Below are 13,381 nucleotides of genomic sequence, written 5' to 3'. Positions count from 1 at the left end.
TCCCTCACGCAAGCCGCGCTGGGCGGCCGCGAAGGCTTGGCGCATACTTTCGCGGATCGATTTGGGAACCGTTGCCGTGGATGACCGCGCGTTGCTGGCCAAACTTGCGAGCGGCCGGCTGTCCGGCGATGCGTTGGCGCGCGATGCCGGGTTGACCCGTGCCGCCGTGTGGAAGCGCATCCAGAATTTGCGCGCTGCCGGTGTCGATATCGACGGACGGGCAGGCGATGGCTACCGTCTGGCCGCGCCGCTGGACCTGCTGGATGCCGCGCGGATCCGTGCCGCCATGGCAACCGACGCGGTGGCGGGCCTGGCCGCGCTGGAGGTGGCCTGGACACTGGAATCCACCAACACCACGCTGCTGGCGCGCCCGGCACCGGAACACGGCGTGTCTGTGTTGCTGGCCGAGCGTCAGACCGGCGGGCGCGGCCGCCGCGGCCGCCAGTGGACCTCGCCGCTGGCCGCGCACATCTATCTGTCGGCATCGCGCCGCTTCAGCGGTGGGTTGGGTCAACTGGCCGGGCTGAGCCTGGCGGTGGGCGTGGCAGTGGCCGAAGCCCTGCGCGGGTGCGGGTTTGCCGATGTCGGTCTGAAGTGGCCCAACGACCTGCTGGCGCGCGAGCGCAAACTGGGCGGTCTGCTAATCGAAGGCGGCGGCGAGATGGCCGGCAATGCGCGTGCGGTGATCGGGCTGGGCTTGAACGTGCACATGCCGCCGGCCGCCGCCGCGGCGATCGATCAACCATGGGTGGATCTGGACACCCTGGCCGGGCGCGCGGTGTCGCGCGACAGCGTGGCGGCAGCGGTGCTGTCCAGCCTGCTGCCGGCATTGGATCTGTTCGAAGCGCAGGGGCTGGCGCCGTTTCTGGCGCGCTACGCGGCGCTGGATGTGCTGAGCGGGCGCACCGTGCAGGTTGAAGAAGGCGGCACGCTGCATCGTGGGGTGGCGCTCGGCCTGGCCGCCGATGGTGCATTGCGCGTGCAACTGCGCGAAACGGTGCGCCTGTTCCACTCCGGAGAAGTCAGCGTGAGACCTGCATGAGCGAGTGGTTGTTCGACCTGGGAAATTCGCGCTTCAAGTACGCCCCGCTGCACGGCAACCGTGCCGGCGACGTGCAGGCGTGGGCGCACGGTGCCGAAGCGATGGATGCGGCGGCGTTATCGGCGTTGCCGTCCGGGCGCATTGCGCACGTGGCCAGCGTGGCGGCGCCCGCATTGACGCAGCGGATGATCGCTTGCCTGCAGGAGCGTTTCGAGCAGGTCCGCATCGTGCGGACTGCAGCCGAATGCGCCGGTATCCGCATCGCCTATGCCGACCCGAGCCGCTTTGGGGTGGATCGTTTTCTGGCCTTGCTGGGTGCGCGTGGCGACGCACCGGTGCTGGTGGCCGGGGTGGGCACTGCGCTGACCATCGATGTACTCGGTGCCGATGGGCAGCATCACGGCGGGCGGATCGCCGCCTCGCCCACCACCATGCGCGAAGCGCTGCATGCGCGTGCGGTGCAGTTGCCGCCCAGCGGTGGAGAGTATGTCGAGCTGGCCAACGACACCGACGATGCCTTGACCTCCGGCTGCGACGGCGCGGCGGTGGCGCTGATCGAGCGCAGCCTGCACCACGCGCAGCGCAGCCTTGGCGTGCCGGTGCGGCTGCTGGTGCACGGCGGCGGCGCGCCACCGCTGCTGCCGTTGTTGCCCGATGCCAGCTTTCGCGCGGCCTTGGTGCTGGATGGACTGGCGACCTGGGCGATGCATTCGTCGTCGCCGTAGAGCGTCTTGTGCGGATTGGACGAGAGGCATTGGCCGCCGGCGGTGTGGAGCGGATGCGCTGTGGTGCCGGCTTGGCTGGCTCCGACATTCGGCAGCGGTGTGCTCGGCACACCGGCGTTGTAGAGCCTAGGCAGAGCTGCCTGGTGCACGCGCTGCCGAAGGCCAACGCACGGAAACGACCATCGGGGGCGCCGAGACTGCGTTGCGCGCCTTGTCCCGTCACGGCACCGGACGCTTCGCACTCCCCCCAAGCCCCATGACAGGCTCTAAAATCGGCGCATGTACGTACGCGCGCTCATCGTTGTCCTGATCATCCTCAATGCCGGGGTGGCACTGTGGTGGGCGTTGCAGCCACCGTCGGCGCCGCCTGCCGCACCACCGCAACCGCCCGGTGTTGCCCGATTGGACGTGCTGCCGATGTTGCCGACCAAGGCGACAGCAGCGGTGCCGCGTCCCGAAGTCACAACCGCTGCAACGCCGGATGCCGGTGCAACGGTTGCATCCAATGCGCCGGCCCCTGCGCCGACTGCAGCGACGACGCCTGTGCCGAAGCCAGTGCCAGCGGTGGTCGAGACGGCACCCCGTCCGGCCGAGCCTGCAGCGGCAGCGAAGGCCGCTTCCACATCGGTTGATGAAGCCACCGCCGCCGCAACGCCTGCAGCAGTGCCGTCGCCGGCGCCGCCGGCCGCCCCGGAGCGCTGTGTCAGCGTCGGGCCGTATGCGGCACGCAACGATGCCGATGCAGCGCTGGCGCGCGTTCGCGGCCAGGCCAGCCGCGCCAGCGTGCGCGAGGACGCCGACGCCGGGATCAGCACGTTCCGGGTGATGTTGCCCAACGTGGGCGACCGCGCCACGGCGCAGGCCTTGGTCAAACGCATTGCTGCCGCCGGCATCGGCGACTATTACGTGATTGCCCAGGGCGAAGACAACACTGTTGCGCTGGGGCAGTACCAGAGCCGCGAGCGCGCCGAGCGGCGTCAGGCCAGTCTGGTGAGCGCGGGCTTTCCCGCGCAGTTGGTGCCCAGCGGCAGCGGCCAATCGCGCTGGTGGGTCGATATGCGCAGTACGGCGACGGCCGCTGCGTTGCAGAGCGCCGCAAGCGCAACGCGGCAACGATCGCTAGATTGCTCCGCGCTGCGCTAGAATGCGCACCGGCGCGCACCGGCGCGCAACGCGCCTGCCTTTGCCGGCATAGCTCAGTTGGTAGAGCAACCGCCTTGTAACTTGGACGCGGTTGTTGTGGCAGCCGAACCTAAAGCTAAGCGTGGCATAGCTTTACGCCGGCTAGCGCGTAGACTGTGGGACGAGCCGGACACGGTTTGAGCAAGAGAAGTACGACATCGCCGCTTTAGCTCAGTCGGTAGAGCAACTGATTTGTAATCAGTAGGTCGTCCGTTCGATTCGGACAAGCGGCACCATCTCCCGTAGTCAGCGCCCCCTCATGCTGCTCTTCCTGGACTTCGGTTGCAGCTTAACTGCGCGTTGCTCCAGATACTCGCTCAGGAGCCCAAGCGGCGGCACGCCGATGGCCTCTGCGAACTCAACCAGTTCCACTGCGTCTATGCGTCGCTCCCCCCGCTCGCACTTGGACACAAAGGTCTGGGTGTTGCCCAGCCGTTCGGCCAGATCGACTTGCGACACACCTGCCCGCTTGCGTGCCGCCTTCAGGACGGTCAGCAGTAGCTGGTAGTCGGGGTTGTGGGTCGATTGGGCCATCGCGCGGTGACAGGCAGATCACCGCACGTTAGAGTCCGTAATGGATTAGTCCAAAATAGACTATTTACTGACTTTGCTTAGGGGAAGTGCATGAAGCGGATAGGGGTTCTTCTGTTAGTCCTGGTGGCCCTGGCCTTTGCCATGACGAGAATCGGGGCACAGGTGGTGCCGCGCAGCGAGTCCGCGGCGGCTAAGACTAAGGCGAAGCATTCCATGACGGCTGCAGAGAACAAGGCACAGCAGGAGAAGTGGTTCGGTGCCGAGACGACAGTCGCAGCAGAGCGCGCAGTGAGGAGCGAACTGAAGGACCCCGACGCCGCGCAGTTCCGGGACGTGCGCGCCAACTACACCGAGAAATTCGGCGTGGTCGCCTGCGGCCGGGTCAATGCCAGGAACGAGTTGGGCGGATACGCCGGCTTCCGGCGTTTCGTATCGGGCGGCAAGAGCGTCATCCTTGAGGGACGGGACAATATCGCTGATGCTTGGGCGGGTGCATGCAACTAGTTGAGCCTGGCCAGGCGCGTTACTTGCTTTGTAATCAGTAGGTTGTCAGTCGATTCGGACAAGCGGCACCAAATTTAGTAAGGGCGTCCAGCAAGCTGCCCTTCTTAACGTACGCAAGCTTGATCGCCCTCGACCTTGGGGGCCCCGGCATCTACCATTGTGATGGAGATGCCGGAGAACGAAATGAGCGTGTCGGACGAGAAGAAAGCGGAGCTTCTAGCAGCTTTTGAAAAATTGACGCCTGCTCAGCAGGCGAGAGTGATGCGAACAGCTACTGCACTTGGTGGTCAGAAGCAGTTCTGGCGAAACGAAAGTTCCGACATCGTCACGGAGACCGTGCTGAACGCCTTAGGCGATCGCTTGGTTGATCATCATTCCGGAAGCAATCAGGCGCTCAGCAAGGATCGATTCGAGCACGCTTTCGAGTCTGCCCTTAACGAAGCCGGTACGCCTGCCGAGCTTGTGAAAAGTCGGACGAATCGCGGGCACGACATGTCGGTGCGAGACGTTCCGGTCAACCTTAAAACGGAAGCGGCCGCCGGAATCAAAGAGGATTTGATTCACGTCAGCAAGTGGATGGAGCTAGGGAAAGGTGAGTGGGACATAGAGTTCCAACGCAGGCAATTCCTTGGCCATCTTGCTAACTACGAGCGCATCCTTACGCTCAGGCGTCTGAAAGCACCAGAAGGGGCGCATTCTTATGAGCTGGTCGAGATTCCTAAGGCGTTGTTACTCGAGTCCGCAACGGCACCTATCGAGCTAGCTGCGAGCACTTCGCAAACCTCCACTCCTGGATACGTGAGGGTCAGGGATAAGGAGTACAACCTTAAGTTCGCCCTCTATTTTGACGCAGGGTCCGAGCGGAAGTTGCAAGTAAAGCACTTGAAGAAATCTCTTTGCCACGTGCATGCGACTTGGAAATTTGGAAATGGCGTTGGGGAAACATCGTAGCTCCCGAAATTTGGGGCTTGCGACATAGTTGGCGAGTCTTGCAGCTTTGGAAGGTGAGTTTGTGATTAAGAAGTTGGGAGTAGTGGATCTTTTCTCGGGCGCCGGCGGCATGTCCTGCGGCTTTAAGCGTCATGGCGCTTTTCGTCTTATTGGTGCGGCTGATCTTGAGGTGGCGAAGCCGAGCCACGGAGTGGGTGCGACAAATTGCAATGCTACCTACGAGCGGAATCATGGGCTTCGGCCCGCAAACGTCAACTTGGCGATAACTGGGCCGGAAGAGTTGGCGGAGCACTTTGGCTTCTCTGCCAGCGACGTGGATGTGCTGATCTCGTGTGCACCTTGCACAGGCTTCAGCCAGAAGCAGTCGAGGAATCACGTCAACGATGACGCGCGCAATCAGCTTGTTCGTCGCACTTCACTTTTTGCCGCAGCCTGGCGCCCACGCTACATTCTCATCGAGAATGTAAAGGAATTGCTGGTAGGAAAGCATCGGCACCACTTTGAAGGGCTGCATCGCGATCTGTCCGATCTTGGCTATAAGATCCATGCGGAAGTGCATGACCTTTCCAACTTCGGACTTCCGCAGCGTCGTCTGCGAGCACTAGTTGTGGCGAAGCTTGGCGATGCGTTCGTGCCGGATCTGCCTCGGATCAGGAAGGTGCGAACAGTACGGGATGCCATCGGTCACTTGCCTGCGATTGAGGCCGGCGAGACGCACCCGTCAGACCCGATGCATGTGTGCCCGACTATGGGCGACGTTACGCGAGCTCGAATGCGGGCGATTCCGAGAGACGGAGGCAGTTGGATCGATATCCCTGAAGAAGTGGCGCACTTGCGTATTCCGAGTATGAATGTGAGCAAGCCTGGATCTTTCCCCGACGTTTATGGCCGCCTTGCTTGGGACAGGCCAGGGCCAACAGTCACTCGCGAGTGCAGTTCCCCCGGCAATGGGCGATACACACACCCCGATCAAGATCGCCTGCTGTCAGTTAGGGAAATGTCGCTCCTACAGGGTTATCCACCCGATTACGTTTTTCTTGGCCCTCTTTCGTCCCGCTACAGGCAGATCGGCGACGCCGTACCGCCTCTTGTGAGTGCTCTTCTTGCGGACGCAGTGGCCGAAGATGCATCGCTCGAGGTAGGCCACATGCGCCCGGCGGCGCGCGTAAAGGAACAGTTTAGGCTGGCCGTCTAGACGACTTGGGAAGTCTCGTGGCAAGAACCAAGCCACGCAGCTTGATCCTTATCGCATTTAGGCGCGTCGGTCGGCGCTGAGCCGCCCGGACCTGGCCGGACCTCCTAGACTCACTAGAGTCACCGGGGCGACCTTACAAACGTTGGCATATTCGCACGCCGGCTTGTTGCATCATGTGTCGTGTCGGGGGCATCAAGCGCCGACGCGGCCAGGTTTTCGGTGGCCCAAACAGCCGAGGCCCGCCCCGCCGACTGAGGGGAATTACGGGTCCATCTCTGCGACGCACAGCAGGCAGTCCCGACGCGGCACATCGCCGCGCCGGGAGCCTACCCAGAGTCACAAGAGATGGAAAAGAACCTGCTCGCGGAGCTGCACTCGCTGCCCGATGAAGTGCTGCTCACCGCCGACGAGGCCGCGCAGTTCCTGCGCCTCAAGTACACGACGCTCGCCTGGTACAGGTGTCAGAGCGTCGGCCCGAATTTCTCCCGCGTCGGCCCGAAGCTGATCCGATACCGCGTGGGGGACCTGCGCGAGTACGCCAGCGGCCAGGCGATGGGGGACGGCGTACAGCGCGCCGCCCAGGCCGCGCTCGCCGGCCGCCGCCGCGCCGCCAGCCTACGCATGAAGTCGGAGGGCTGACCGATGGTAGTGATAAGAGAAAACGCCCGCGTGCAAGGCGGGCGTGAAGTGACCAGCGAGGAGGTGGGGCTGTCCAAGGCTCACTGGAACAATGATGCCGCTGGGATCTCCGTGCGGAAGCCATCATTCGACGTCGAGGGCCTTATCCGCGCGGGCCTCACGCTGATCCCCCTGCACCGCTGGAACGCGAAGGACGCGAGGGGGCGAAGCCGCGGCAAGACGCCCCGCGATGGAGCTTGGACGTCCCGCGATTACGAAAGTCGTGAGGTGCTGGAGCAGGCGAGGCGTGACGGCCTGAACTTGGGCGTGCGACTGCCGCCGACGTGGATGGTGCTCGACGTGGACCCGCGCAACTTCGGGGGCAAGGACGACCCCGGCAACGCCGCGGGACGCGACCCGCTGGCCGAGCTGGCGCGAGACGCGCGGCTCGACCTTTCGGCGTGCCCCCACACCGTCACCGGATCGGGCGGGCACCACTACTGGTTCCGCAAGCCCGCGGACGTGCAGGTGCTCGACAGCCTGGAGGACTACCCCGGCGTGGAGTTCAAGAGCCACGGCCGGCAGGTCGTCGCGCCGGGGTCGATCCACCCGAACGGCAGGCGGTACGAGTGGGACGACTTCGCGCCGTTCCCAGACGAGGCGCCACAGGCGCCCGACACGCTGCTGCGGCTGATCCGCCGACCGACGCGGGCGCACGGCGAGGCCGCGGGGTTCGGCGAGCTGACCCCCGAGATGCTGGCTAAGACGCTGGAGCAGCTCGACACTGAGCAGTTCCAGGACCACGACAGGTGGCGCGACCTGATGATGGCGTGCCACCACGCCACCGCGGGCGAGGCGCGGCAGGAATTCATCGACTGGTCCACGCAGGACCCGAGGTACCTGGACGACGCCTGGATCATCGGCAGGCGCTGGGATTCCCTGCACGCCACAGCAAGCAGGGGCGGACGCCCGATCACGGCGCGGCTGCTGCACAAGGAGGTTCAGGTGGCGGGCGGCGAGGTCGCGCGGACCGACGCGGCCGACGACTTCGACGCCTACGAGGACCCGGACGAACTCGGCCGGGGCGTGGACGACGCGGCATTGCGCGAGCCGCCGAAGGTGACGGGAATCGAGGCCGTGATCGACGAGCTCAACGAGAAGCACTGCGTCGTGATGGAGGGCGGCAAGTTCAGGGTGTTCACCGAGATGTTCGACCCGGTCCTCAGACGCCCATTCTTCCAGCGGTCCACCAAGGAGGACTTCCAGAACCTCTACCTCAACCAGCTAGTCGAGCGCTCCAACGAGAAGCCGCAGCCCAAGGCGCACTTCTGGCTGAAGAACCCTAGGCGGCGCCAGTACCACGGCGTGATCTTCGACCCAAGCCAGGAGCACACCGGCTGGCTCAACCTGTGGCGCGGGTGGGCCGTGCAGCCCAAGAAGGGCGACTGGTCGCTGCTGCGCCAGCTCATCCTCGACGTGCTGGTGGACGGTGACCGGGAGCACTTCGACTACGTCATGGACTGGATGGCGCACATGGTGCAGCGCCCCGCGGAGGTGGCCGAGGTCGCGCTCTGTTTCAAGGGGAGGAAGGGCACGGGCAAGGGCACGCTCGGCCGGGCACTTGCCGCGCTGGCAGGGTCGAATGGTCTCCACATCAGTTCGCCCGAGCATTTGGTGGGGCGCTTCAACTCGCACCTCCAGAACTGCGTCTGCCTGTTCGCCGACGAGGCGTTCTGGGCGGGCGACAAGGCAGGCGAGTCCAAGCTGAAGCAGCTGGTCACCGAGCCGACCATCGCGTATGAGGGCAAGGGCCGCGACGCCGTGATGGGCAAGAACCTGGTCCACATCGTCATGGCGTCCAACAACGACTGGGTTGTCCCCGCGGGCCTCGGAGACGAGCGCCGCTTCGCGGTGTTCGAGGTCAACGACGCCCGCCGCGGCGACAAGCCGTTCTTCGACGCGCTGAACCGCCAGCTCCGCGAGGGCGGACTTGCCGCCATGCTTCACGACCTGCTGCTTCGGGACATTGGGGACTGGGCCCCGCGCGACGACGTGCCGAGCAGCGCCGCGCTGGCAGACCAGAAGATCCGCGGCCTGGATCTGGAGCACGAGTGGTGGCTGTCCCTGCTCCAGTCGGGCGAGCGGCCGTCAGACGACCTGGAGGGAGTGCCCGCCGAAGAGCTAACCGGTGGGCCGACTGCCTGGGGCTGCGAGCCTGCCCGCGTGCTCTGCTCGACGCTTCGCGACTCCTACCAAGCCTACGCCAAGAACAAGCGGCGCTCCTGGAAGTCAAACGACTCACTCGGCAAGTTCATCGCGGGCATGGGGGTGGCGAGGGAACAGGTCGGCACGAAGCGCTACCGCGGAAAGTGGTGCTACGTAATTCCTCCAATCGGCCAGGCGCTGCACATGATGGCGAACGCGCTTGGCGTCACGGTCGAGAGGCTCAGTAGCTAGGGAGAGCGGCCATGAGCGCGGCTGCCTTCGATAGGAAGACAGCCGGCTCCGCGCGTCCCGCCTCCTCCCCCCATGGACCCGCAGCTGCGGGGAACTGCTGCGCTACGTCCAGACCTGGGCGCTGCGGACGGCATCCTGCGATCCGTTGCGGAGGCATTCAAGCAGGGCTGATGCTGCCACGGCGTAGGCAGGATGTACCCGCGCACCGAGGGATAATGCGAGCCGCAACCGGGCGTCGGTTGCGGTTTTTTCTTTGCACGGCAAGCACCTAGGGTCGATGTAACTGCTGCACTCAGAGAATCGACTCTGGAATCGTCACCGTAAATCGTCGTGATGTTCCCCCGCAAAGCACGCCTTGACTCAATCTAACTTTCATCTTTTTCTCATTCTTTTTTTAAGTAGTTGCAGTAATTACAATAGTTGCATAGCAAATAAGATATTTATTTAAAAATACTTTTCTAGTGCTTAACGCAACCGAGGAGGAGGTTTCGCAATCGGCCTGCCGGCTGCATGGTCCTCGGAAGGCCTCCGGCCCTAACAACCGTGGCCGACCTCACTGGCGTGGCGACCGACGCGGGAAAATGCGTCGACGTGTCCTTCCGACCGTGAGTGCCGTGTCCCTCGCGCGCGAAGTGAGCAGTCCGAGCATTCCGCCAATGCACGCCATCTAATCGCGCATCGGATGTTCCGAGGGGTCCAAGCCGCTGATCCGACTGCTTGAACGACGGCGTGCCTGCGCGCGTAAGCACGACAAGATCACGCCGTAAGCCAATTTGTCATGGAGACGGCGACGTGCAGTCCATCCCGAACACCTTTACGCCCGAGCGGCGCGAACTGTTCTTCCAGGTGCTGGAGGACACGTGCTCGCCCAAGCAGGCCGCAGCGGCGGCGGGCATCAGCAGGCAAACGGCCTTCTATCACAAGGCTAACGACATCGAGTTCCGCACGCGGTGGGAGAAGGCGGTCGATGTGGCCCTCGACGCGCTGCTCGACGAGGCGTACAGGCGCGCCGCGCTCGGGTACGACGAGCCCGTGATCCACCAGGGGCGACTCGCCACCACCGCCGACCCGGCGACCGGCGAGGAGAGGCCGCTCACGGTGCGCAAGCACAGCGACAGGCTGCTGGAGGTGCTGCTCAAGTTCCGCTACGGCGACCAGATGGCGGACAGACTGCGCGTCAAGGTCGAGGACACCGGCCTGTCCGCCGACGCGCTGCTCCAGATGCCCGCCGACGAGCGCGCGCAGCTCGTCGCGCTGCTCTCCAAGTACAACGCGGCACGGCCGCGGGAGGAGGAAGACCATGAGTGAGAAGTTGTCGGTCACCGAGGCCCTTGCCAAGGCGCAGCAGATCGACATGATGCTGGGTGCGATCCAAGCGACGGCTCCCAAGTCGGTGGCTGCGATGGGTGGGCGCGACGCCCTGGCCCGGCAAAGCGAGATGACCTGCATCGGGCCGGTGCCGCGGCTGGATGTCGCGGAGTGGGAGCGCATGTCGCTGGAGTACGAGGACAGGCGCGAGCATGGCAGCGTCAACCGAGGGCGCTAGCGCCCTCGATTGATTTTAATAAGCCTTAAGCCCCTGCTTTCTTCACCTTGGGCGCGGCGACCTTGGTAACTTTCTTGGTGCCTTTCTTCGCTGCTTTTTTCGCAACCTTTTTTGCTGCGATCTCGTCGAAAAACGCGAGCAGCTCTGTCCAGCTCACCTGGATGCCGTTACCTGACTTGGTTCTGCCCTTACACCATTCGACCTTGCCCCGGCCCAGACGCAAGTCGCCCAAGAAAGTTTCGTCGTTGCCGTAGACGTCAAAGGTGACGCCATTGTTACCTAGCTCCATCGTGACGCTCAGATCCTTGATGCTTACCTTCATTCCATTATCCCCTTGAGTGTTGTTCAGAAAGCCTAACACTTGATTGGAGGGCGGGGCGACGCCAAGCCCATAAATCGCAAGCCGCACTGATGGCGTCAGCACCTGGGGAAACACATCCGGAGAACGATGGCGTTCGGTGCCCACGCGCACCGACACATTGAACGCATCCGGTCAGCGCATTGGCGCGCAGACCACCCCGCGGCTGGGGACGCGCTCGTGACAGGCGGCCGGAGGACCACAACTCACCGGAGCACACGAGCCATGAAGATCACCCTCAGCGACACCCAGCTACTCAGCCCGCAGCAGATCGGCGAGCTCGCGTCCAACTTGGACGCCATCCACACCCGCGTCCTGAAGGCCATCGAGCGCCTCAACAAGGACGTCGCCACCAGGAAGAACGAGATCGCCTCGCGCTGGAAGAACGCGCCGGGCGTCGGCGCTGGTGAGCTGGTGCGCTTCGCGCAGAACGAAACCCTCGCGGCCGTTCGTCAGATCAGGGACAACAGTAAGGCCGAGCTGGATGGCCTGCTAAAGCAGTCGGGCGCCCCGCACGCCCAGCTCATTGCGCAGAAGCAGTATTACGACTCCCCTGCGAAGGTCCTGGCCCGCGCCGCGCTCGGCGACGAGCGTCGCACCGCCTACCTCCAGCAGCTCCAGCACGCCGGCCCTGCCGAGCTCGGCCACATGGCCCAGGTCGCAGTTGGCACGCGGAACCTGCCCCTAGCCTCGGCGGTGCTGTCCCTGATCGACCGCATGCCGTCAAAGGACCGCGCTGTAGGCCCGGTGGAGCTGGCAACCGCCATGCGCATGGACGAATTTCTCAAGGTCCAGGAGTACATCAAGCTGGGCGACGCACGTCTCCAGGGTATCCTGGTCAACATCCGCGCCTGGAACGCCGGCAAGGCCAACCCCATCAGTTCGATCCAGCTTGCGATGCGCGAGCGGGACATCGACAACGAGCTGATCGGGGGCCACGATGAATAAGCAGGCCGACTACGCGGCCGACCACCCGGTGGTGATCGCGCTCTCCGGGATGGTCTGTGCATTACAGACCGGCCGCGACCTCCTGTCTTCGCTCGCACAGGCGGCCGAGGCTAAGGGTGTCCGACCTTACTCCGATGACTTCGACGAGGCTGCACGTCTGGCGGGAATACCCTACTGCCGCGCCCTGGATTTGTACGTGGATCGCGAGACCATGCGACGGGCCGACCGTCTCGGCTATCAGCATGCCCACCTAGCGCTCTGCTCGGCCTGACCGAGCAAACCCGGCCGGGTTGGTTAGGTGCGTAGAGTGCAACGGGTGGCCCGGCCGTGTTTCGGAGGGGGTGTCCAGCGGGGCATCCCCTTCTTTTCATGCGCTTAGGAACCCAAGGCTTCCCAATTGCCAGTTAGATGGCTGTTGCGAATCCGTGGCCGTCCAAGTGCGCGACTGCCAACCTGCTGTCAGAGATCGTCTCGTCGTACCGCTCCACGAACTTGGCGAACTTGCCTGGATCGTTGTTGTAGCTCTCTATCCAGCGAGCCTGAGCCTGAGCGAAAGCCTGCACTAGCCCGAGGAAGTCGAAGTAGTAGACCCCTCCAACATCGCGCGGGATTTCTGGGGCAGCTCCAATTCTGAAAGATATTCGGCGAACCTGGCTCTTTCGCACCTTGGACGAACTGAGATTCGTCATATGGAGCAGGCCGTTCCTAAGTTCCCATAACTCCGCGGCGGTTATGCCCAGTGGTGTTAAGTCGCAATACGCCTCCATCCATTTCACGAAGGCCCCTCGATCGTCTCCGTACTCGATATACGCCAAGCTGTCGATGCAGCAGACAAGAAGTTTCATTGCAGAGACATAGTGGCCCGCGTTGAAGTTCAACTTAATCGCCAGGAAGTAGTCATCGTGGATGAGCTGGGAGAAGTTGATTCCTTCGTTACTGGTGTACTTTCGCAGCCAGTCCACCATGATGCCGGGTTCTCCCAACTTTTCCGAAACATCGTTCACATCCAGGTCGCCATGCTCGGAACTGTAGTTGAAGTGAGCATTCCCATTTAGAACGGGCGTGGATACGAAAAGTGGGGACGCGCCGGCGCCCACTTGTACGAACAACTCGTCGTAAAGGGAATGCCCCTCCCCAAATCGGCATCTTGCGTTGTACTCGGACCTTGTGAAGGGTTTCGACAAGGACACCTTCTGAGCTTTGCCGAGGTCCGCGTCCACACGTGCCCTCAAGAAGTCTATTCCTTCCTGATCCGATCCCTCATGCACATGAGCTGTGTAGCCAGCCACGGAGCATATGTCCTTGGCGTCAAAGAAAAGAA

General features: G+C 63.4%; 15 protein-coding genes and 2 tRNA genes. 14 read left to right on the top strand and 3 right to left on the bottom strand.

What is annotated here, in order from left to right; all coding sequences use genetic code 11:
• Window positions 1-61: 61 nt before the first annotated feature.
• The 5 genes from birA (at window position 62) to RQH86_RS21285 (ending at window position 3,185) form a co-directional block, all read left to right on the top strand.
• The gene (gene birA, locus RQH86_RS21305; protein ID WP_311239310.1) at window positions 62-1,042 is read left to right on the top strand and encodes a bifunctional biotin--[acetyl-CoA-carboxylase] ligase/biotin operon repressor BirA; all 981 of its coding nucleotides are present in this window, start codon (window positions 62-64) and stop codon (window positions 1,040-1,042) included.
• Window positions 1,039-1,767, top strand: a complete 729-nt coding sequence (locus RQH86_RS21300) for a type III pantothenate kinase (protein WP_311239309.1) — start codon at window positions 1,039-1,041, stop codon at window positions 1,765-1,767. The genes birA and RQH86_RS21300 overlap by 4 nt, the downstream gene beginning before the upstream one ends.
• A 279-nt stretch (window positions 1,768-2,046) precedes the next feature.
• Window positions 2,047-2,910, top strand: coding sequence for an SPOR domain-containing protein (locus RQH86_RS21295; protein WP_311239308.1), 864 nt, complete (start codon window positions 2,047-2,049; stop codon window positions 2,908-2,910).
• A gap of 42 nt (window positions 2,911-2,952) precedes the next feature.
• Window positions 2,953-3,053: transfer RNA gene (locus RQH86_RS21290), tRNA-OTHER, on the top strand.
• A 56-nt stretch (window positions 3,054-3,109) separates the two neighbouring features.
• Window positions 3,110-3,185: transfer RNA gene (locus RQH86_RS21285), tRNA-Thr, on the top strand.
• Window positions 3,186-3,195: 10 nt separating this feature from the next.
• Here RQH86_RS21285 and RQH86_RS21280 read toward each other — a convergent pair.
• The gene (locus tag RQH86_RS21280; protein ID WP_311239307.1) at window positions 3,196-3,483 is read right to left on the bottom strand and encodes a helix-turn-helix transcriptional regulator; all 288 of its coding nucleotides are present in this window, start codon (window positions 3,481-3,483) and stop codon (window positions 3,196-3,198) included.
• 90 nt (window positions 3,484-3,573) lie between these two features.
• Between RQH86_RS21280 and RQH86_RS21275 the strand changes: the two genes are divergently transcribed.
• The 7 genes from RQH86_RS21275 (at window position 3,574) to RQH86_RS21245 (ending at window position 10,754) form a co-directional block, all read left to right on the top strand.
• Entirely contained in the window at window positions 3,574-3,987 is a 414-nt protein-coding gene (locus tag RQH86_RS21275) for a hypothetical protein (protein WP_311239306.1), read from the top strand.
• A 183-nt stretch (window positions 3,988-4,170) separates the two neighbouring features.
• Entirely contained in the window at window positions 4,171-4,938 is a 768-nt protein-coding gene (locus tag RQH86_RS21270; protein ID WP_311239305.1) for a hypothetical protein, read from the top strand.
• Window positions 4,939-4,999: 61 nt separating this feature from the next.
• A complete protein-coding gene (locus tag RQH86_RS21265; protein WP_311239304.1) occupies window positions 5,000-6,133 on the top strand; it encodes a DNA cytosine methyltransferase in 1,134 nt (377 codons plus the stop codon).
• Window positions 6,134-6,478: 345 nt separating this feature from the next.
• Window positions 6,479-6,772 (top strand): DNA-binding protein, encoded by a 294-nt coding sequence (locus tag RQH86_RS21260; RefSeq protein ID WP_311239303.1) that lies wholly within the window; start codon window positions 6,479-6,481, stop codon window positions 6,770-6,772.
• Between the two features lie 3 nt (window positions 6,773-6,775).
• Window positions 6,776-9,208, top strand: coding sequence for a bifunctional DNA primase/polymerase (locus tag RQH86_RS21255; RefSeq protein WP_311239302.1), 2,433 nt, complete (start codon window positions 6,776-6,778; stop codon window positions 9,206-9,208).
• 792 nt (window positions 9,209-10,000) lie between these two features.
• Window positions 10,001-10,516, top strand: coding sequence for a hypothetical protein (locus RQH86_RS21250; RefSeq protein WP_311239301.1), 516 nt, complete (start codon window positions 10,001-10,003; stop codon window positions 10,514-10,516).
• Entirely contained in the window at window positions 10,509-10,754 is a 246-nt protein-coding gene (locus RQH86_RS21245; protein ID WP_311239300.1) for a hypothetical protein, read from the top strand. The genes RQH86_RS21250 and RQH86_RS21245 overlap by 8 nt, the downstream gene beginning before the upstream one ends.
• A 25-nt stretch (window positions 10,755-10,779) precedes the next feature.
• On the opposite strand, the gene RQH86_RS21240 is transcribed toward RQH86_RS21245, so the two are convergent.
• Entirely contained in the window at window positions 10,780-11,232 is a 453-nt protein-coding gene (locus RQH86_RS21240; RefSeq protein WP_311239299.1) for a hypothetical protein, read from the bottom strand.
• A gap of 105 nt (window positions 11,233-11,337) precedes the next feature.
• Here RQH86_RS21240 and RQH86_RS21235 point away from each other — a divergent pair, with 105 nt between their 5' ends.
• Both RQH86_RS21235 and RQH86_RS21230 read left to right on the top strand, forming a co-directional pair.
• Entirely contained in the window at window positions 11,338-12,060 is a 723-nt protein-coding gene (locus tag RQH86_RS21235; protein ID WP_311239298.1) for a hypothetical protein, read from the top strand.
• Window positions 12,053-12,331: a hypothetical protein gene (locus RQH86_RS21230; protein WP_227972016.1), complete on the top strand. Its 279-nt coding sequence runs from the start codon at window positions 12,053-12,055 to the stop codon at window positions 12,329-12,331. The genes RQH86_RS21235 and RQH86_RS21230 overlap by 8 nt, the downstream gene beginning before the upstream one ends.
• A gap of 133 nt (window positions 12,332-12,464) precedes the next feature.
• Here the strand turns inward: RQH86_RS21230 and RQH86_RS21225 are convergent.
• On the bottom strand, window positions 12,465-13,381 hold a 917-nt coding region (locus tag RQH86_RS21225; protein WP_311260738.1), incomplete at its 5' end, for a hypothetical protein.

Origin of the sequence: Xanthomonas sp. WCS2018Noco2-27, from assembly GCF_031843525.1 — a bacterium.
Taxonomy (GTDB): domain Bacteria; phylum Pseudomonadota; class Gammaproteobacteria; order Xanthomonadales; family Xanthomonadaceae; genus Xanthomonas.
This window is presented reverse-complemented; position numbering and strand designations above follow the sequence as displayed.